The organism is Sinorhizobium sp. BJ1 (assembly GCF_002531555.1).
Taxonomy (GTDB): Bacteria; Pseudomonadota; Alphaproteobacteria; order Rhizobiales; family Rhizobiaceae; genus Sinorhizobium; species Sinorhizobium fredii_B.
In genome coordinates this window covers 20,318-39,855 of record NZ_NWTH01000043.1, presented here as the reverse complement: position 1 = coordinate 39,855, position 19,538 = coordinate 20,318, and the positions used below count along the sequence as shown (strand labels likewise).

At 62.7% G+C, this 19,538-nt stretch carries 18 protein-coding genes and 1 tRNA gene; 7 read left to right on the top strand and 12 right to left on the bottom strand.

All coding sequences use genetic code 11. The features are described 5' to 3' along the window. Positions 1-350 precede the first annotated feature (350 nt). From CO676_RS30680 to CO676_RS30665, 4 genes are all read right to left on the bottom strand, one after another. Positions 351-1,142: a rhomboid family intramembrane serine protease gene (locus CO676_RS30680; RefSeq protein WP_014765696.1), complete on the bottom strand. Its 792-nt coding sequence runs from the start codon at positions 1,140-1,142 to the stop codon at positions 351-353. Positions 1,143-1,172: 30 nt separating this feature from the next. Continuing rightward, a complete protein-coding gene (locus CO676_RS30675; RefSeq protein WP_014765695.1) occupies positions 1,173-1,751 on the bottom strand; it encodes a cob(I)yrinic acid a,c-diamide adenosyltransferase in 579 nt (192 codons plus the stop codon). A gap of 8 nt (positions 1,752-1,759) precedes the next feature. Continuing rightward, complete coding sequence (locus tag CO676_RS30670) at positions 1,760-1,963, bottom strand: twin transmembrane helix small protein (protein ID WP_014765694.1); 204 nt, start codon at positions 1,961-1,963, stop codon at positions 1,760-1,762. An 80-nt stretch (positions 1,964-2,043) separates the two neighbouring features. Further along, positions 2,044-2,877 carry an SDR family oxidoreductase gene (locus CO676_RS30665; RefSeq protein WP_041414636.1) on the bottom strand — a complete coding sequence of 278 codons (834 nt, stop codon included), beginning with the start codon at positions 2,875-2,877 and terminating at the stop codon, positions 2,044-2,046. Positions 2,878-3,032: 155 nt separating this feature from the next. Between CO676_RS30665 and CO676_RS30660 the strand changes: the two genes are divergently transcribed. Then, positions 3,033-3,920, top strand: a complete 888-nt coding sequence (locus tag CO676_RS30660; protein WP_014765692.1) for a YihY/virulence factor BrkB family protein — start codon at positions 3,033-3,035, stop codon at positions 3,918-3,920. 7 nt (positions 3,921-3,927) lie between these two features. Here the strand turns inward: CO676_RS30660 and gluQRS are convergent, their stop codons facing one another. Beyond that, entirely contained in the window at positions 3,928-4,824 is an 897-nt protein-coding gene (gluQRS, locus tag CO676_RS30655; RefSeq protein WP_179875706.1) for a tRNA glutamyl-Q(34) synthetase GluQRS, read from the bottom strand. Positions 4,825-4,980: 156 nt separating this feature from the next. Between gluQRS and CO676_RS30650 the strand changes: the two genes are divergently transcribed. Continuing rightward, positions 4,981-5,628 carry a DNA-3-methyladenine glycosylase gene (locus CO676_RS30650; RefSeq protein WP_097523854.1) on the top strand — a complete coding sequence of 216 codons (648 nt, stop codon included), beginning with the start codon at positions 4,981-4,983 and terminating at the stop codon, positions 5,626-5,628. A 106-nt stretch (positions 5,629-5,734) separates the two neighbouring features. Beyond that, on the top strand, positions 5,735-6,292 hold the full coding sequence (locus tag CO676_RS30645; RefSeq protein WP_014765689.1) for an HNH endonuclease: 558 nt from the start codon (positions 5,735-5,737) through the stop codon (positions 6,290-6,292). Between the two features lie 90 nt (positions 6,293-6,382). On the opposite strand, the gene CO676_RS30640 is transcribed toward CO676_RS30645, so the two are convergent. Then, on the bottom strand, positions 6,383-6,892 hold the full coding sequence (locus CO676_RS30640; RefSeq protein WP_041414634.1) for a disulfide bond formation protein B: 510 nt from the start codon (positions 6,890-6,892) through the stop codon (positions 6,383-6,385). Between the two features lie 209 nt (positions 6,893-7,101). On the opposite strand from CO676_RS30640, the gene CO676_RS30635 reads away from it, so the two are divergent. Next, a tRNA-Leu gene (locus tag CO676_RS30635) sits at positions 7,102-7,187 on the top strand. Between the two features lie 107 nt (positions 7,188-7,294). On the opposite strand, the gene CO676_RS36445 is transcribed toward CO676_RS30635, so the two are convergent. The 3 genes from CO676_RS36445 to CO676_RS30620 all read right to left on the bottom strand — a co-directional run bounded on the left by CO676_RS36445 (position 7,295) and on the right by CO676_RS30620 (position 8,930). After that, on the bottom strand, positions 7,295-7,864 hold the full coding sequence (locus tag CO676_RS36445; RefSeq protein WP_348628082.1) for a tyrosine-type recombinase/integrase: 570 nt from the start codon (positions 7,862-7,864) through the stop codon (positions 7,295-7,297). A 195-nt stretch (positions 7,865-8,059) separates the two neighbouring features. Continuing rightward, positions 8,060-8,230 carry a hypothetical protein gene (locus tag CO676_RS30625; RefSeq protein ID WP_097523852.1) on the bottom strand — a complete coding sequence of 57 codons (171 nt, stop codon included), beginning with the start codon at positions 8,228-8,230 and terminating at the stop codon, positions 8,060-8,062. A gap of 493 nt (positions 8,231-8,723) precedes the next feature. Then, a complete protein-coding gene (locus CO676_RS30620) occupies positions 8,724-8,930 on the bottom strand; it encodes a hypothetical protein (RefSeq protein WP_014765687.1) in 207 nt (68 codons plus the stop codon). A 479-nt stretch (positions 8,931-9,409) separates the two neighbouring features. On the opposite strand from CO676_RS30620, the gene CO676_RS30615 reads away from it, so the two are divergent. Further along, positions 9,410-11,062 (top strand): AMP-binding protein, encoded by a 1,653-nt coding sequence (locus CO676_RS30615; RefSeq protein ID WP_097523851.1) that lies wholly within the window; start codon positions 9,410-9,412, stop codon positions 11,060-11,062. Between the two features lie 216 nt (positions 11,063-11,278). Here CO676_RS30615 and CO676_RS30610 read toward each other — a convergent pair whose 3' ends face one another. The 3 genes from CO676_RS30610 to secA all read right to left on the bottom strand — a co-directional run bounded on the left by CO676_RS30610 (position 11,279) and on the right by secA (position 16,889). Further along, positions 11,279-12,553, bottom strand: a complete 1,275-nt coding sequence (locus CO676_RS30610; protein WP_014765685.1) for a GNAT family N-acetyltransferase — start codon at positions 12,551-12,553, stop codon at positions 11,279-11,281. After that, positions 12,550-13,944, bottom strand: coding sequence for a lipopolysaccharide biosynthesis protein (locus tag CO676_RS30605; RefSeq protein WP_179875707.1), 1,395 nt, complete (start codon positions 13,942-13,944; stop codon positions 12,550-12,552). The genes CO676_RS30610 and CO676_RS30605 overlap by 4 nt, the downstream gene beginning before the upstream one ends. Before the next feature lie 239 nt (positions 13,945-14,183). Beyond that, positions 14,184-16,889 (bottom strand): preprotein translocase subunit SecA, encoded by a 2,706-nt coding sequence (gene secA, locus CO676_RS30600; RefSeq protein ID WP_097523849.1) that lies wholly within the window; start codon positions 16,887-16,889, stop codon positions 14,184-14,186. A 249-nt stretch (positions 16,890-17,138) separates the two neighbouring features. Here secA and CO676_RS30595 point away from each other — a divergent pair, with 249 nt between their 5' ends. Then, positions 17,139-17,993, top strand: a complete 855-nt coding sequence (locus CO676_RS30595; RefSeq protein WP_014765681.1) for a peptidylprolyl isomerase — start codon at positions 17,139-17,141, stop codon at positions 17,991-17,993. Between the two features lie 214 nt (positions 17,994-18,207). Next, entirely contained in the window at positions 18,208-19,449 is a 1,242-nt protein-coding gene (argJ, locus tag CO676_RS30590; protein ID WP_097523848.1) for a bifunctional glutamate N-acetyltransferase/amino-acid acetyltransferase ArgJ, read from the top strand. The last annotated feature ends 89 nt before the right edge of the window (positions 19,450-19,538 follow it).

The following is a 19,538-nucleotide window of genomic DNA, read 5'->3' as shown; positions in this document are numbered from 1 at the left end:
CCTTCACCCGGATCTTGACGTTGAAGTCGACGACCCGTTTCACCGTTACTAGGATTTTCATGGATTTCTTCCCTCCAGCAGCGTTCGCAGGAAAATGCGCCTTAACAGAGCGGCCTGATTGTCGGTTGGCGACATCGATACGCGTTTTTTCTCCAATTACAATCGCCAACCACGACGCTAAATCGATATAAGCCGAAGACTTTCATTAACGTTTACGTACACGTAGGAAAAGGTCTGGCAAGCCGTCAATCGGGACGCTCAGCAGAAACGTTCCTCTACCCAGGAGAGCCGAGTAATCCGTTGAAATTGCAGCGCATAAGCCGGCAGGTCGAGGTGATCCGCTCGGCTCCTCAGGTCGGGCGGCCCCAAGGGGTAGGCGGCTTTTGCTTGCCCGGCAGCGGCGTATCCGTGCCCTCGGGCGGTCCCGACTGGTGCTCCACGGCGCGTGGGCTGACGATCGTGCGGTCGAAAAGCGGCACGCCACGGCGTCGCAAAATGACGACGAGGGCGAGACCGGCAATGATGCCGCCGACATGGGCGCTCCAGGAGACGCTGCCGCCTGGATCGACAGCGAACATGTAGAACTGCTGGCCGATCCAGAAGGCAAGCGGGATGGCGGCGGGCAGCGGCAAGGGAATGCGGAAGAGCACGAGCACCCACACCCGAACCTTGGGATGCAGCAGGAAATAGGCTGCGACGACGCCGGAGACGGCGCCGGAGGCGCCGATCAGCGGCGCTTCCGAGGCGGGATCGATCAGCCCATGCGCCAGCGCGCCGGCGGCGGCGCACAGCAGATAGAACAGAAGGAAGCGGAAGTGCCCCAGCGCATCCTCGACATTGTCGCCAAAGACCCAGAGAAACAGCATGTTCATCGCCAGATGCGAGAGGTCGCCATGCAGGAAGGAATAGGTGACGAAAGTGAATTCGTCCGGCACGACCACAAGGGACGGATCGAGAATGGCGTAGTCGAACACGATCGCCGGGATGTAGCCGAAACCGAGGACGGTGGCATTGGCGAATTCTTCGGTGGCGATCGGGCCGGTGACGAGCCAGACGGCGAAATTGACGGCGATTAGGGCGACCGTCACATATTGCATGTCGATATGCTTCAGGGCGTTCCTGTCGTGCAGCGGTATGAACATGCGATCCCCGAAGCGTGATTTTGCGCGAGCTTATCTGTTCCTGCCCGGAACCCAAAGGACGTCGGCTTGCCCCATGTCGTTCGCCCATCGGGCGGCGACGAACAGGAAGTCGGAGAGCCGATTGATATAGGCGACCGCCTCGCGGCTGACGATCTCGCCGTCAGTTTCAGCAAGCGCCACCATCTGCCTTTCGGCGCGACGGGCGACGGTGCGGGCCGCGTGCAGCGCCGCGGAAGCGGCGCTGCCGGCGGGCAGCACGAAGGAGCGCAGGGGCTCGAGATCCGCGTTCAGCCGGTCGATCTCGGCTTCGAGGCGGGCCACCTGGGCGGCGACGATCCTCAGCGGCTCGTAGTCCTGCTTCTCGCCGGTCTCGGGTGTCGCGAGATCCGCACCAAGATCGAAAAGGTCGTTCTGGATCCGCATCAGCATCTGATCGAGATCGGAGCTGTCGCCGGTATGCTGGCGGGCCAGGCCAATGAAGGCGTTTGCCTCGTCGACGCTCCCATAGGCATCGACGCGGAGGTCGCTCTTCGAGCGGCGCGGGCCGGTGACGAGACCGGTCGTGCCGTTATCGCCGGTTCTGGTGTAGATCTTATTTAGCTTGACCATCGTAGCGTTCAGCTCGGCCGGCCGCCGCCGGTGACCCACAGCGTCAGCATGATCAGCACGAGTGCCAGCGCCTGCAGCGCGATGCGCGTCTGCATCAGCTTGTTGGACGTGTTGCCGCTGCCGCGCCGGGCCATGTTCAACAGGCCGCGGATGAGCACGATCGCAACCAGGCCCATGACGAACAAGGTCACGGCGGTAAGAAAACTGGGCATGGCGTCACTCCTTGTGTTTGATGTGCATATCGTTGTCCCAATACCGCTGCCCACTTTAGGGCGACATGCACCGAGTTCGATCAGCCGAGCCGGCCGATGATACGATAGAACAGTGCCGCCGGCAGGAGTTTCTTGAGCAGCACACCCTGTTTGGCGGGCCTTGTGACAACATAATGCGGCCTGGGACGGCGTGCCGTCAAAGCGTGTTTCAACACGTGATAGACGGCCTCCGGTCCGAGCTTGCCAGGCGCCGGCTTGCTCTCGCCGCGCAGACGTTTCATCTGCTTCTCGTACTCCGCGCGGTGGACGGAATTCTTGAGATCGATGAAGCGCTCGACATAGGCGATGGCGTTGGTGGTGAACTTCGACGTGATCGGCCCCGGCTCGATCAGGCTGACGCCGATGCCGCTGCCGGCAAGCTCCATCCGCAATGTCAGCGACAGTGCCTCGAGAGCGGATTTCGAAGCGTTGTAGGCGCCGCGCCAACGGTAGGGGAGGAGGCCGAGAATCGACGAGCACTGCACGATGCGGCCTCGGCCACGGGCCCGCATCGCCGGTATGACGCGGCGGGTCAGGTCGTGCCAACCGATCACGTTGGTTTCGAGCTGCAGCCGCAGCGCCTCCGTCGGCAGGTCCTCGACCGCCCCGGCCTGGCCATAGGCGCCATTGTTGAAGAGCGCGTCGATCCGCCCTCCACTGCGCGCCATCACGGCTTCCACCAGCGCGGCGATCGTCTCCGGCCGGGTATAGTCCATGATGAAGGTTTCGATGCCTTCCTGTTCCAGGTCCGCCTTGTCTTCCACCCGGCGGACGGTCGCGAAGACACGCCAGCCGTCCCGCTTCAGTGCCCGTGCGCAATAGGCGCCGATGCCCGACGAGCAGCCGGTGACAATGATGGTGGGACGTTCAGACATCCGGTCGATTCCTGTAGAAATACACATGTCGTTTCCCATATTCACGGTTGGGATACAATTGAATTGCGCCCACTGCCTTTGGAGGTGGCGGCGCGCCGCCGCGGGCATCGCGCACAGCCGATCATGCGGAATGCGCGGGCACCACAGGAGACGGAATGCCAGCATCGCTTCGCATCATCTGGAAGGTCGTGTTCGATGCGCTCTGGCATTTCAGCGAAGACGACGGCTGGGCGATGGCGAGCCACGTGGCCTTGTCTTCCCTGATGGCGGTTTTTCCCTTCCTGATCTTCGGCACGGCGCTCGGCAGCTTCCTAGGGGCCGATCAATTCGCCGTGACGGCCGTCCACCTGATCTTCGACGCCTGGCCCGAGTCGATCGCAAAGCCCGTCGCCGACGAGATCGTCGAGGTGCTGACCATTCAGCGCAGCGGGGTGCTGACCCTTTCCGTCGTCGCGGCCGCCTATTTCGCATCGAACGGCGTCGAGGCGCTGAGGATCGCGCTCAACAGGGCCTATCGCGTGGCCGAAAGTCGCCCCTGGTACATTACCCGGCTCGCCAGCCTCGGTTTTGTGCTTGCCGGCGTTCTTATTCTCGCCGTTGTCAGCATTCTGCTGGTTGCCGTTCCGCTCGCCGTCCGCAATGCCGACCAATGGATTCCCTGGCTCGACGCCGTGCTTGCAACCGTCGACAATTGGGGACTGGCACTGGCACTCGTGATGCTGACCGGCGGACTTCTGGTGTCGCATCTGTGGCTGCCTGACGGACACCGCAAGGTCATCGACGTCCTGCCCGGCATCCTGCTGACGCTGCTCCTGTGGTCGATCGGTGCCTATGCCTTCGCATCCTATCTGGCGACCTTCTCCAACTACGTGGCGACCTATGCCGGTCTCGCCTCGGTTGTCGTCGTGCTGGTCTTCCTCTACATGATCGGCGCGATCTTCATCATCGGTGCCGAGATCAATGCCGCGATCCTGAAATTCAGGGTAAAGCGCATGGTCGCACGCAGCTTCCAGGCGCGGGGCGATGGACCGCCTTCCCTTTAGGAAGATTCTATGTCGCGTTGAGGACCGTGGCGCGCAGGTCCGACGCCGAGCGCCCGGCGGCGCGGAACGCGGCAATGCCGGTGTCCCCGTTGCTCTTCGACAGCTTCGTGCCGTCTGCACCGAGGATGAGACGGTGATGATGGTAGACCGGCTCGGGCAGGTCCAGAAGCCGTTGCAGCAAGCGGTGGATGGACGTCGCGTGGTAGAGGTCACGGCCGCGCACGACATGCGTGATGCCTTGCAGGGCATCGTCGACCACCACCGAAAGATGATAGCTCGAGAGCGCGTCCGTGCGCGACAGGACGACGTCGCCCCAAGCAGCCGGATCCGCGGCGATCAGGCCTGCTTCGCCGGCAGGACCAGCCCCCGTTTCGCGCCATTTGATCGCCTCGGCAAGGCGGCCCGCGGCCTTCGCCACGTCGAGGCGCCAGGCGTGGGGACGGCCGCTGGCGATGAGCGCCTCCTGCTCGCTCGCCGACAGGTCACGCTCGCGGCCCGGATAGAGCGGCGTTCCGTCCGGGTCGCGCGGCCATGCCTGCCCGCTCGCCTCTGCAGCGGCCACCGCCGCCTTGATCTCGCCGCGGCTCATGAAGGAAGGGTAGACGAGGCCCATGTCTCGCAAGCGCTCGAGCGCTGCCGCATAGAGTTCGAGATGATCGGATTGGCGCCGCACCGGCCGTTCCCAGCTCAGCCCCAGCCAGGCGAGGTCCTCGAAGATCGCCGCTTCGAATTCCGGACGGCAGCGCGCCCGGTCGATATCCTCGATCCGCAGAAGGAAACGTCCGCCCATTGCGCTCGCCATGTCGTGATTGATGATAGCCGACAGGGCGTGGCCGAGATGCAGCAGGCCGTTCGGGCTCGGGGCGAAGCGGAAAACCGGTTGTGCTGGCGGTGGAACGGGCATCGTGCTCCTTTGCCACGGAACCGGTATAAAGGTCATCCGCTTTCTACAGCGCCGTTCGTCTTTTCAGACGCACAAAGGATGCTGTAGCACTTTGAATTGCTGCATGTTTTTTCCGCGAGTCGGCCGCGATTCATGGAACATGCAGTAGGAGGGCGCATGCGGATCATTCGGACGATCGATGATGTCGAGGCTGGGCTGGTCGGCCTGGTGATGCTCGACGCGCGCCTCGAGCACGTCATCGACAAGGCCGGGCCGGTGCCGCTCCGGCGCACCGATCCGGGTTATCGCGGCCTGGCCAATATTATCGTTTCGCAAATGGTCTCCAAGGCGAGCGCGGCGGCGATCTGGAAGCGCATGGAAGGATCGCTCGGCGAGATCAGCGCTGCGGCCGTGCTTTCCCTTGAGGACGACGATTGCCGGCAGTTCGGTCTTTCCCGCGCCAAGGCCGATACTTTGCGGCGCGTGGCGGCAGCGACCGTGGCCGGCGAGATCGATCTCGACGGCATCTGCGACATCGAGGCGGCCGCCGCGATTCACGAGCTGACGGCGATCAAGGGCGTCGGACGCTGGACGGCGGAGGTCTATCTGCTCTTCTGCGCCGGCCATCCGGACGTCTTCCCGGCCGGCGATGTGGCGTTGCAGAACGCGATCGGCCATGCGCTCGGTTTCGAGCTGCGTCCGAGCGCGAGCGAGGTCGATTCGCTCGCCACCACTTGGTCCCCCTGGCGGAGCGTGGCAGCAAGGCTTTTCTGGGCCTATTATGCGCGTGAGATGCGGCGTGATGCGCTGCCCGTGACGTCTTGAAGGAAAAAGCGAATCCTTTGTTGGGTTTTTCTTTCTGGCTTCACAATCCTGTCGCAACGCGCCTAATATAGAAGATGCAGATGCCGAATCGCTCAGGAGAATACGCTTGACGATTGCAGTCTCACCTCAGGCCCTGCCGGCGCTTGTGCTGAACGCCGACTATCGGCCGCTGAGTTACTATCCCTTGTCGCTCTGGTCCTGGCAGGACGCGATCAAGGCGGTCTTTCTCGACCGTGTGATAATCCTTGCCGAGTACGAACATTCCGTCTCCTCGCCAAGCTTCTCGATGCGGCTGCCAAGCGTCGTCTGCCTGAAGAGCTATGTCCAGCCTTCGCGCTTTCCCGCCTTCACCCGGTTCAACGTCTTCCTGCGCGACAGGTTCGAATGCCAGTATTGCGGCTCCCCCGACGATCTGACCTTCGACCATGTGGTCCCCCGCGCCCACGGCGGCCAGACGACCTGGGAAAACGTCGTGGCGGCCTGTTCGCCCTGCAACCTGCGCAAGGGCAGCAAGCTGCCGAAGCAGGCGCACATGTTCCCGCATCAGAGGCCGTATCAGCCGACGGTGCAGGATCTGCACAACAATGGGCGGCTTTTCCCGCCGAACCATCTGCACGATAGCTGGATGGACTATCTCTACTGGGATGTCGAGCTGCAGCCATAAGGCGGCAGCCTCCTATCCAGGAGAGTTCGAAGCGATTTCTTCCTGTCCCCTGTGGTCGGACACTGCGCGTTGGTGTGCGTGGGCGCGAGCTTACGCCCTGGCGGCGCCGCGAAGCGCGATCGCCGCCAAGATCAGGCTGGCGATCACATTCCAGCCGGCGAAGGACAGGCCAAGGATGCGCAAGGCGGCGTCCGTGCAGGAGGGGGCGTGCTTGGCGTCGAGATCGCCGAGCAGATCGCCGACATTGGAGGAAATTCCCTGGGCGGTCGTCGCGCAGGTCGACGGGCCTTCCCAGAAATGCCATTCGGCACCGGCGTGATAGACGCCGATCCCGGCGCCAACAAGCATCAGGATGCCGACGATCCCGAGCAGCGCGCGGGTCGTCCAGGCCGGCAGCTTCAGGACGCTGGTGAGAATGGCGAGTAGGCCGAGCGGGATGGCGTAATAGTAGGGATCGCGCTGCAGCAGGCAGAGCGCACAGGGGATGTAGCCGCCGATATGCTCGAAACCGAGCGCACCGCCGATGGTTGCCGCCATGCCGAGCGTGACGAGTCCGGCGAAAATCAGTTGCTGGCGTTGCGCGACGGAAGCCTCGATCATCAATACCTCACAGCAGGCGGATGGACGCTGCCGGCGCAGCCCGTCCAAGCGATGCCGTCTTCTAATGTAGGAACGATCCCGCTGTAAATCGCCGGCACAAACGTCGGGCTGCACGCTTTTGTGATCGGGGTCGCGGAAATCTCAAATTGGCGGTTGACCGACGCGAAAACGATCGTGTAAATCGCAAACCGCTGACATCGCCCAGCCTTGCCCCATTGGCGGAATTGGTAGACGCGCTCGACTCAAAATCGAGTTCCCAAAAGGAGTGCTGGTTCGACCCCGGCATGGGGCACCAATACATAAATTCGGCTCTGTTTTTGTTGTATTTTTTGCCTCTAAATGTCCAGAAAGCTTTTACCCCTCTAAAAAAGCTGGACACTTTTGTTCCGTATTTGATCGGCCCTATTCGTCTTCGAAATCCTTGTTCATCAGCCCAACAGCGCTCTTGGCGAGACGCTTTTGGTTTGCTGCCTTCGTGTATCTGGTGACCTCCTTCGAGGTCGTGTGTCCCGTGATTGACATGATCTGATGCTCGGTCGCGCCGCGGTCGGCGAGCCGGCTGGCTGCTGCCTTGCGCAGCCCATGCGAACTGCAGTGCGGTAGGCCTGCCTCGTTGCACCGCTTCCGAAACCAGTTCCCGAATCCGTTGGCGGTGAATGGCCGATTAAACTCGGTCACCAAGAAAGTGAGATCGCCGCGGGGGCTGGCATCGATGACGCTCTGCAACTCCGGATGAATTGGGATCTCTAAAGTGATCGGCTTGCGATTGCGGTTCCTCTGCTGAGTGAATTTCAGCCATCCGTTCGTGACATGCTGCTTCCCGAATAGCACGACGTCGCTGCGGCGCTGGCTGGTGTAAAGCATGAGTGCGAGCGCGAGCCGTGCCTTAGTGCCGATCGGATGTCGCTCCTCGAAAGCTGCAACCTCCTCTTCGGTCCATGAATGGTATCCGTCGCCGCTCTGCGGCGTGATGCCGTTAGCGGCAGATATGTATTTCCGGGACCGTTGGATCCCACCATATGGGGCTGCCGCAGTGGATGCATTTCGTGGCTGCCTTGGGTAGCTTTAGCCAAGAACGACGCCACGCGGCGCTTCTTTCCTCTCGCACGTTAATCGCATCGTCGCGGCGCTTCATCTCTGCCGCTCTCTCTTCGTCGGTAACTCATACTATACATTCCCTTCCGTCTCGCTCCCCTCGTCGAGCTCATGAACGGCCAGAAAGCCGTACTGCTCAAGCCACTCTCGAATGATGAGGCGGATTAGCTCCTCTCGCATCATCTCAAGCTCTTCGCAGGCGGCCGCAATCGCCGTCTCGAGGTCGTCGTCGAAGGTCATCATTCCGCGCAGCCTACTGCCAGAGCCCTTTTGTGTGCTCGGGGTCTACTTCCCGCAAAACATGTTGCTGGTCACGACCCACGATGACCATGACCAATCCACCAAGGAACGCGATGCTGCAGAGGATCAAACCAAGCGAAGGCAGCAACGGTTCGCGGCCGTAGGTTTGAGCCAACTCGTTGATAAGCCCACCAGTAGCAGGCGGCCTCAAGGATCGGGCTGAAGATGAACAACAGGGCGCCCATCTTGCCAGGCGAGTTCAGACTTTGCGAACTCTATATCTCGATGCGTCCCCTTATCATCATCGACCATGCCCGCCTCCCACGCAAATACAACCGAGAGGTCGTAGGGTCGCACAGCGCCGGTTGCAATCAAGGATCAGGGCGCCACTCAAAGGGGTTAGGGATGGAGGCGACTTTTCCTGCCGTTCCTGTCAGGTATCGGGAGATCATCGAAACCCCCTCCAACACCCGTCCAGAGCTTCATCTGGTGCGGCTCATTTGGCCTTGATCACATACCGAAGGGCATCTTCGTCTCTCACTCCCGACTGGAACAACTCGATGAGCCTTCGGGCGATGGTATCGGCCTTTTCACTGTCGATTGTGATGTGCCTGGCTTCGAGCTCCTCGTCGAGAATGCCTTGGAGTAAGGTGACGTCTTCAGGCCTGAGGGGAAGAGAGTAGAAATCGTTAATCGCATACATTGCGCAACTCCCATAGATTGGGGCGAAAGCGCGATGATCTCTCAGCCAGCGGCGCCCGTGCAACTAGCCGCTGATGATCACAGTGTGCGCTTCAATTGTGGCTGTGCATAGATCCGGCCGGCGCAACAAAAAAGGCCGGGCTGAAGCCGACCTTCCGTCATCGCCTCCCGCCGCTGCCAGTACATCCGTGGTCAACGACGCGAGGCGTATGAATGCCTCTAATGTAAGCGCTGATTGAATTTTAATCAAATCGGATTCAAAACAGGGCTGGACACTTTTCGGAAAAGCCGAATGATTTCGCGTGAAAGTCTGGTGTTCAGAGCCATGCTAGGTCATTGAAAAAATAGAATTTATTCACACCAGCATGGGGCACCAACACCGCCTGCACAGTCGAATCCAGGATTGCCCAGCCCGCACCCATTGAATTTCATGGGGCGGAGATGTTAGCTGCTGCAGCAAATTTCTGTCGCGGCAGGGCCATGTTACCGAAGATCGAGAGCTATGAGGAACTCTATCGCGAATTTCGCTGGCGGATTCCGGAGGCGTTCAACATCGGCGTCGCCGTCAGCGATACGTGGGCGGCGCGGGATGCGGAGCGTGTCTGCCTTCAGCATTTCAGCCCCGACGGCGCGCATCGGTCGCTGACCTATGGTGCCTTTGCGGCCCGCTCCTCGGCCTTTGCCGGCGGGCTTGCCGCGCACGGCATCAAGCCGGGCGATCGCGTCGCCATCCTGCTGCCGCAGGGTTTCGAGGCGGCGATCGCCCATGCGGCGATCTATAAGCTCGGCGCGGTCGCCCTGCCGCTCGCGCTGCTCTTTGGGGTCGAGGCGCTCGAGTACCGGCTGCGCGATGCGGGGGCGAGGGCGATCGTCACCAACCGGTTCGGCTACGAGCGGCTTGCGGCGATCCGGGGCGCGCTGCCGAAGCTTCGGCTGGTCGTGCTTGCGGAAGAGGAGGAACTGCCCGGCACGGTGCTTTTCGATGATCTGGTAGCAGGCGAAGGCAGTTTTGCTGCCGCCGATACCGGGCCGGACGATCCGGCTCTGATGATCTATACGTCCGGGACGACCGGGCCGCCGAAAGGCGCCTTGCACGGCCATCGCGTGCTGCTCGGTCATCTGCCCGGCTTTCAGTTCCACCATCACTTCCTGCCGCAGCCGGGCGACCGGATGTGGACGCCGGCCGATTGGGCCTGGGCAGGCGGTCTTCTCAACGCGCTCTTGCCGTCGCTGTTCTTCGGCGTGCCGATGGTCTCCTCGCCGGCGCAGAAGTTCGATCCGCACATCGCGTTCCGGATCATGGAAGAGATGGACGTGCGCAACGCGTTCATTCCGCCGACGGCACTCAGACTGCTGAAGTCCGTCGATCGCCCGCGCGCCCGCTACAAGCTCAATCTGAGGACGATCGCCTCGGCGGGGGAAGCGCTCGGGCGAGAGACCTTCGAATGGGCGAGAGAGGCGCTCGGCATCGAGGTCAGCGAATTCTACGGTCAGACGGAATGCAACATCGTCATCTCGTCGGCAGCCGACCTCGGCGTCCTGAAACCCGGCTCGATGGGCAAGGCCGCACCTGGCCACGAGGTGGCGATCATCGACGGCGAGGGTCGGGTGCTGCCGCCGGGCACGACAGGGCAGGTCGCCGTCAGGCGCCCCGATCCGGTGATGTTCCTCGGCTATTGGCGAAATGACAAGGCTACCGAGGCGAAGTTCATCGGCGACTGGATGACGACCGGCGACCAGGGCGTCATGGATGCGGAGGGCTATTTCACCTTCTTCGGCCGCGACGACGACGTCATCACTTCGTCCGGCTATCGCATCGGCCCAGGCGAGATCGAGGATTGCTTGGCGGGGCACCCGGACGTCCAGATGGCCGCGGCGATCGGCAAGCCGGATCCGATCCGCACCGAGATCGTCAAGGCCTATGTGGTGCTGAAGCAGGGCGTGGCGGCCGATGACGAGACTGCGGCTGCGATCCGCGGTTGGGTCAAGAACAGGCTGTCGATGCACGAATATCCGCGCGAGATCGAATTCGTCGACAGCCTGCCGCTCACCACCTCGGGCAAGGTGATCCGGCGGCTCCTGCGGGAGAGGGCCGCAGCGGAGATCACCGCGGTTTTTGAAGAGGTACGCTGAAAGCGGAAAGACGACTACCCCCCTCTGGCCCGCGGCCATCTCCCCCACAAGGGGGAGAATACATGCCGCTCGCTCCGCACCCTTTTGGAGCGTTCCGCTTGAGTAGCCTTTCCATTGAAGTAAGCGGCCTGCCGCGACTCTGTCCCCCCTTGTGGGGAGATGACCGGCAGGCCATAGGGGGTGGCCTCATCGGCCTAGTTCCAAGCGGTCTGCGACCTAGCGGCCCGCCAGCGCGCGGATCTTCTCGCGCAGCAGCCGCGCCATGTTGCGGGTATTGCGGTAGAGGTGGAGCTGGGCGGCGACCTGGCGCACGTCGCGGTCGCGATTCTGCTGCAGGCCGATCACCAACGTGCCCATCTCCTCGCGCTCCTGCCAGAAGCGGGCGATCATCGGATGGTCGGGCACGGCGCAGGAATCCGAGCGGGCGATATTGGCGTCGTCGAGGTGCCATTCGGTGATTTCGGCCAGCAGCAGCTTGCCCGGCGAATATCTCGCATAATTCTCGTTGTAGGCAGTCTTCCACGTATAGGCCTCGCCGGCCATCATGAGGACGACCATAGCGGCGATCGCCTTGCCATCGAGATCGAGCGTATGGATACGGACGCTGTCGGCCTCGGCGAGATTGGTGATCGCTTCTCTCGCGAAGGCGGCGCGGAAGCGGTCCATGATCATGGCGGTGCGCTCGCGACCCTTCCAGCCGGACGCCTCGAGGGCCAGAAACTCTTCGAGACGCCAGCGGATTTCCTCCGGCCGACGTGCGACGCTATAGGCGAGCTCACCGTGTTTCCCGAGATTGTTCCACTGGCGTCTCAGTTCCTTGAAATGCCCGCGGCTGATCGCCTGGCGCAGATAGGTCGGCCCGTCGAGCAGGCTTTCGAGCATCGGCCGCTCGAAGGTGTCGGTGACCGTCAGCGGCAGGTTCTCGCCGATCGCGACGGCGCGGGCGAGCTGCGCGAACTTGCCCTTGAGCCGCACATCCGGGAGCACCAGCACCTGCGGCAGGCCCGATGAGGGGGCGGCAAGCGCCGTATAGAGGTTGCTGATCGTCTCGGCGGCATCCTCCCCATCGAGGAGCGGCACGCCGAGCGGGCCGAAGGGATTGGACCAGCCGCGAATGATCGGCGCGCCGATCGAGAATCCCGGCTTCTCGATCGAAAAGGGCATGAGAAAGCGCAGCCGGGTGCTGCGTTCGTTATGGTCGCGGATGACGGCGAGGCGGATGACCCGGTCCTCCAGCCGCGGCATGGCCGGTGCCAGGAAGCGGCCGGTGAAGAAGACGTTCGGCTCGATCGCCCGGTTGGACAGAAAATCGAGCTCGCGCTGCAGTTCGTAGCCGGACCGGGCCGGATAGATGGCGAGATGCCGCCCGGGCCGTCCCACCATCGAGGTCCGTTCGGCCTGCGCCGGGTCAAGGCCCGCCTGCGCCAGGCCGCCGAGCAGGCGGTCCGCCCTTCCGTTCGCATCTCCCGGGAACTGGATGTTACCGCTCATGGCTTGATCGCCTCGTTCTTGTCATGACCGCTCCTTGTGCCGGCAAACGCCAGGAGCGTGAAGCCAAAGGTGTGTCTCACCGCGACATGCAGGATTGCGGCTTCCGCGAACATCGCGCCGGCGGTCGCTGAGGCCGCTCCGGTCAGGCCGAAAAGCGGAATGAGCGTGACGTTCAGTGCGACATTGGTGCCGAGCGCGGCCGCATAGAGGATGACGCAGAGCTTTTGCCGCCCGGCCATCGTCAGCAGGGTCTCGGCAGGGCCGACAAAGGCCTTGGCGAGGATGCCGGCGAGCAGGATCGCCATCAAGGGTGCGCCGGCCGGGAAGGCCGGACCGAACAGCGACAGCAGCAGCGGGCCCGACAGCACGACTGCGCAGCCGATCGCCAGCGACGGCCAGAACGACCAGCGGGCGCTCTCGATGGCGATCTCCGCCAATTGGTGCCGGTCGCGCGCGGCCATGGCCGCCGCAAAGCGCGGGCCGGCAGCCGCCCTGACCGCGAACATGACGAAATGGACAAGCGCCATCGTCTTGGCCGCGGCAAAATAGATCGCCACCTCGTCGGGCTTCACATACAGGCCGACGATCACGACGTCCGAATTGGTCAGCAGGAAGCCGAAACCGTCGACGAGGAATATCGGAATGGAGACCCGCAGCCAGCGGCCAAGTTCGATTTTCATCGGCCCTCGAACGTAGTGCCGGTCGAGCCGCCAGACCATCGCGGCGAACTGCCCGAGCGTCGTCGCATAGGTCGCCGCCAGCGCTGCGGCCATCGCCGTCGTCGCGTCGTGCGGCAGGCCGGCGATTGTCGCCAGGAGCATGAAGGCGAGGATCAGCAAGGGCCGGATGATATAGGTCGGGCTCATTGCCGCAATCGGCCAACTATGGGCCCGGGCCGTGCCATCCATCACGTCGCCGAGGGCAATCATCGGCAGGGTGAAGAGGCCGAGAAAGAGCGGGACGATGTAATAGCCTTCGATCGCCGCGCCGAAGAGCCACAGACCAGCCGCTCCGAAGGCGGCAAAGGCGCTTGCGGAAAGGAGCGCAAAAATGCGCGCCGTCGTCGTCAGGCCGCGAATTTCCGCAAGCGCGGAGGCGGTGCTGTATTCCGGCAGGAAGCGGATGACAGCCGCGTGCAGTCCGAGGCAGCAGAGATTGCCGAAAAGGACAGCCATCACCCAGACGAAGATGAAGATGCCGTATTCGAACTCCCCCAGCAGACGCGCCAGGAAGATCTGCGAAATAAAGGCTATTGCCGCGCTGAGAATGCGGATCGCAAAGGCGATCAGGGCCATTCGCTGCGCGCGGCTGCGGGAATCGGAGCCGGTGAGCGTGGGCAGAAGCCGCTGCAGCGAAGGTGACAGGCGGTGCCTCAGCGCCGACGGCAGCATTCGTCCGGCCGTTTGACATACCGCCATCAACACGAAGACACCCTGAGATTACGCAATACAGGGCATCACTTCTGCCAGAACAGCGTTAACAAACGGTTCAGCAGCCTGCGGTCTGCTCTCTCAGGTCGGAGCCGATTCGAGGAAAGACATGCCGCCCGCAGCGACCTTCGTGCCGCCGAAACGGCGCACGACGTTGTAGATCGCTGGATGCGAAAATGCCGCCCGGGGGCGGCAATTCCTCAAGCTTCGTAGATTCCGTGGCAATGCTTGTATTTCTTGCCCGAACCGCAGGGGCACGGCTCGTTGCGCGCCACTTTGCCCCAGGTGGAGGGCTCGGCCGGATTGCGACTTGCCGGCGCGGCGGCGAGAAGCGGCGCCTGCGCGAAATCGTCCTCGCCGGTAATCGGGTCGATGTGGTGGCCCTGCATCGGCGGCAGCGGCTGCGGCTCCTGCGGCGACTCGCGCACCAGTTCGACGCGCATCAACTGGGCCGAGACCGCCTGGCGGAGATTGACGAGCAGAGCCTGGAAGAGCTCGAAGGCCTCCGACTTGTATTCCTGCAGCGGATCGCGCTGGGCGTAGCCGCGGAAGCCGATGACGGAACGGAGATGGTCGAGGTTGACGATATGCTCGCGCCAGAGGTGGTCGAGCGTCTGCAGGACCACCGAGCGTTCGACATATTGCATGATCTCCGGTCCGAAGCGTTCCGCGCGCTCGGCGGCAGCCTTGTCGGCGGCGGCCGTGACGCGCTCGAGAATGTCGTCCTCGGCGATGCCTTCCTCGGCGGCCCATTCGGTGATCGGGAGATCGAGGTTGAGATATTGCTGGACGTCGGCCTTGAGGCCCTCGACATCCCATTGCTCGGCATAGGCCCGCTCGGGAATGCGCTTGCCGACGATGTCCTCGATTACTTCGTTGCGCATGTCGGTGACCGTGTCGGTGACATTCTCCGCATCCATTAGTTCGATGCGTTGCTCGAAGATGACCTTGCGCTGGTCGTTGAGCACGTCGTCATATTTCAGCAGGTTCTTGCGGATATCGAAGTTGCGGGCCTCGACCTTCTTCTGGGCGCGTTCGAGCGCCTTGTTGATCCAGGGATGGACGATCGCTTCGCCCTCCTTGAGGCCAAGCTTCTGCAGCATGCCGTCCATGCGGTCGGAGCCGAAGATGCGCATCAGGTCGTCCTGTATCGACAGGTAGAACTTCGAGCGGCCCGGGTCACCCTGACGGCCGGACCGGCCACGCAGCTGGTTGTCGATGCGGCGGCTTTCGTGCCGTTCGGTGGCAAGGACGTAGAGGCCGCCGGCGGCGAGCGCCTTCTCCTTGAGCTTCTGCACTTCTTCGCGGATCGCCTTTTCACGCGCTTCGCGTTCCGGGCCCGGCTCGACGTCGGCCAGCTCCTGCTGGATGCGCATGTCCGGGTTGCCGCCGAGCTGGATGTCGGTGCCGCGGCCGGCCATGTTGGTGGCGATCGTGACGGCGCCCGGCACGCCGGCCTGGGCGACGATAAAGGCTTCCTGCTCGTGATAGCGGGCGTTCAGCACCTGGAACTTCGAGAAGCCGCTCTTCTTCAGCATGTCGGCGAGCAGCTCGGATTTCTCGATCGAGGTGGTGCCGACAAGCATCGGCTGGCCGCGCTCGTTAGCCGCCTTGATCTCGTCGATGATCGCCTTGTATTTCTCGCCCGCGGTCCGGTAGACCTCGTCGTCCTCATCGAGGCGCATGATCGGCAGGTTGGTCGGGACTTCGATCACTTCGAGGCCGTAGATATTGCCGAATTCCTCGGCTTCCGTCGCTGCCGTACCGGTCATCCCGGCCAGCTTCTCGTACATCCGGAAATAGTTCTGGAAGGTGATCGAGGCGAGCGTCTGGTTCTCGGGCTGGATCTGCACCTTTTCCTTGGCCTCGAGTGCCTGATGCTGTCCCTCGGAGTAGCGGCGCCCCGGCATCATGCGGCCGGTGAACTCGTCGATGATGACGATCTCGTCGTTGCGTACGATGTAGTCCTTGTCGCGCTGGAAGAGCTTGTGGGCTTTCAGCGCGTTGTTGACGTGGTGGACGATCGCGACGTTCTCGATGTCGTAGAGCGATTCTCCCTTCAGGAGCCCGGCCTGCCGCAGCAGGTTCTCGAGCTTCTCGGTGCCGTCCTCCGAGAAATTGGCCGAGCGCTGCTTTTCGTCGATCTCGTAGTCTTCCGGCGACAGCAGCGGAATGAAGTCGTTGATAGTGTTGTAGAGATCGGAGCGGTCGTCGAGCGGGCCGGAGATGATCAACGGCGTGCGCGCTTCGTCGACCAGGATCGAGTCGACTTCGTCGACGATCGCGAAGAAGTGACCGCGCTGCACCATCTGGGCGCGCTCGTATTTCATGTTGTCGCGCAGATAGTCGAAGCCGAGTTCGTTGTTGGTCGCGTAGGTGACGTCGCAGGCATAGGCGTCGCGGCGCTGTTCGTCGGTCAGCCCGTGGATGATGACGCCGGTCGTCAAACCGAGGAAGCCGTAGATGCGGCCCATCATGCCGGCGTCACGCTGGGCGAGGTAGTCGTTGACGGTGACCACATGCACGCCCTTGCCGGCCACGGCGTTCAGGTAGACGGGCAGCGTCGCGACGAGCGTCTTGCCTTCGCCGGTCTTCATCTCGGCGATGGCGCGCTCGTGCAGGATCATCCCGCCGATGAGCTGGACGTCGAAGGGGCGCAGACCGAGGACGCGGCGCGCCGCCTCGCGCACGACCGCGAAGGCCGGCACGAGGATGTCGTCGAGGGTCTTGCCTTCGCCGAGCTGGCGGCGAAATTCCGCCGTCTTTGCAGCAAGCGCTTCGTCGCTCAGCGCTTTCATTTCGGCTTCGAGAGCGTTGATCGCATCCACCCGACCCTGGTAGCCGCGGACGCGGCGATCGTTGGCAGAACCAAACAACTTGCGGGCAAGGCCGCCGAGACTGACCATCCGAATGGTCCTTTCCTTATTTATCGCCCTGGGGGTTTCAGGTTCCGGTTCGAAAAACCGTCTGACGCCGTGAAACGCCCGGAAACTGTTCTGGACGCGAGGTTGCGTGACAGATAAGAGGGGGGTCGGATTATGTCAACGCACTTGCGCGGCCGGACGGCTACAGAACCGCCATATTGTGGTGTTGTGCAGCCCTCTCGAAGGGCCGGAGCCAATCGCGCTGGCGGCCAATGGTGAAAGGTTAGAATCATGTCTAGATACAAGACCCTGGCGGCAGCGGCACTGATCGCGATGATGGCGGCAGGCGTTGCCCGCGCCGAAGGGACCGATCCGGTCATCGCGAAGGTCGGCGACCAGGAAATTCGCCAGTCGGAGCTGGACCTCGCGATCACCAGCCTCGATCCGCAGCTCCAACGGATGCCGGAGGAGCAGAAGCGCGCCGCGGCCCTTTCCGCCGTCATCGACGTCAAGCTGCTCGTCAAGGATGCCGAGAAGGAAGGTCTGCAGAACGACGCGACGTTCAAGCAGCGCGTCGCCTTCCTGACCGAGCGTGAACTTCACAACGCCTTCTTCAAGAAGCACGTCGTCGATGCGGTGACGAAGGAAGAGGTGAAGGCGCGCTACGATAAGGAAATCGCAGCCATTCCGGCTCAGGAAGAGGTGAAGGCGCGCCACATCCTCGTCAAGACCGAGGACGAGGCCAAGGCGATCATCAAGGAATTGGACGCGGGCAAGAGCTTCGTCGAACTCGCCAAGGCCAAGTCCACCGACCCGAACAAGGAAGATGGCGGCGACCTCGGCTACTTCACCAAGGGCCGGATGGTCCCGGAATTCGAGACGGCTGCTTTCGCGCTCGAGAAAGGCGCCTATACCAAGACGCCGGTCAAGTCCCAGTTCGGCTTCCATGTGATCCTGGTCGAAGACAAGCGCCCGCAGGCGCCGCCGGCGCTTGAACAGGTCGAGCCCCAGGTTCGCCAGCTCGTCATGCGCGACAAGTACCTTGCGCTGCTGGATACCGCAAAAAAGGCGACCGGCGTGGAGATTTCCGATCCGGAACTGAAGAAGGCCTATGACGAGGCCGGTAAGGCGCGCGAAGTCCAATAAGTTCGCCGCGCCGGAGCGGAGTGGAGGCCTGCGTCGCCGTCCCCGCTCACTGTAGATGAAAGATCGGGATGCCCGGCGGCTGAATGCCGTTCGGGCATTTCTCGCACCACCTAGAGCGGGATGCGGAAAGGTGTGAGCGGTTTTCCGCCCGCATGCCGCTCTAAATCACTAGATCGATCACATCGTGATCCACGACTTTCAAACAGGGTTCGCCATGTCCGGTTCCGTTTCTCCGCTTGCTCCGAAAACCTTTACCGAAATTCCGGCCCTTCGCGGTGTACGCATGGCGACCGCCGCCGCCGGGATCAAGTACAAGAACCGCACGGACGTGCTGATGATGGTGTTCGACCAGCCTGCGGCGGTCGCCGGTGTCTTCACCCGCTCGAAATGCCCGTCGGCCCCTGTCGACTTCTGCCGCAAGAACCTTCCCGGCGGCCGTGCGCGCGCCGTCGTCGTCAATTCGGGCAATGCCAATGCCTTCACCGGCAAGAAGGGAAGGGAAGCGACCGAGCTCACCGCGCAATCCGCGGCCAGGGCGGTCGGCTGCAGCGAAGACGAGATCTTCCTGGCGTCGACGGGGGTGATCGGCGAGCCGCTCGATGCCACCAAGTTCGCCGGCGTGCTCGACGGCCTTGCGGTGTCGGGCACAGAGGACTTCTGGTTCGAGGCGGCCAAGGCGATCATGACCACCGACACCTATCCGAAGGTTGCGACACGCAGCGCCGAGATCGGCGGCGTCAAGGTGACGATCAATGGCATCGCCAAGGGTGCGGGCATGATCGCGCCGGACATGGCGACCATGCTTTCCTTCGTGGTGACCGACGCCGATATTGCGCCGGCTGCGCTTCAGGCGCTGCTTTCGGCCGGCGTCAGCCCGAGCTTCAATTCCGTGACGGTTGACAGCGATACGTCCACCTCCGACACGCTGATGCTATTTGCGACCGGCGCCGCGGCAATGGACGGTCAGGCGAGGGTCGAGGATGCGGGCGATCCGCGGCTTCAATCCTTCCGCCCGGCGCTCAACGACTTGCTGCGCGACCTGGCACTGCAGGTGGTGCGCGACGGCGAAGGCGCGCGCAAGATGGTGGAAGTGACCGTCGAGGGCGCCGAGAACGCCGCTGCCGCCAAGCGCATCGCCCTTTCGATCGCCAATTCGCCGCTCGTCAAGACGGCTGTTGCCGGCGAGGACGCGAACTGGGGCCGGGTGGTCATGGCCGTCGGCAAGTCCGGCGAGATGGCCGAGCGCGACAGGCTGGCGATCTGGTTCGGCGACGTGCGCGTCGCCGTCGAGGGCGAGCGCGATCCGGCCTATTCGGAAGCGGCGGCGACCGCCGTGATGAAAGGCGAGGACATTCCGATCCGCGTCGATATCGGCCTCGGCCCTGGCCGCGCCACGGTCTATACCTGCGACCTCACCAAGGAATATGTTGAGATCAACGGCGACTACAGAAGCTGACGCGGGTCGCTTGCGGCATCGAGGCTACCGCATCTTTCCTTAAATCCTAGCCGATTTAAGGATAAATCATGCGGCAATTCAAAGCGCTA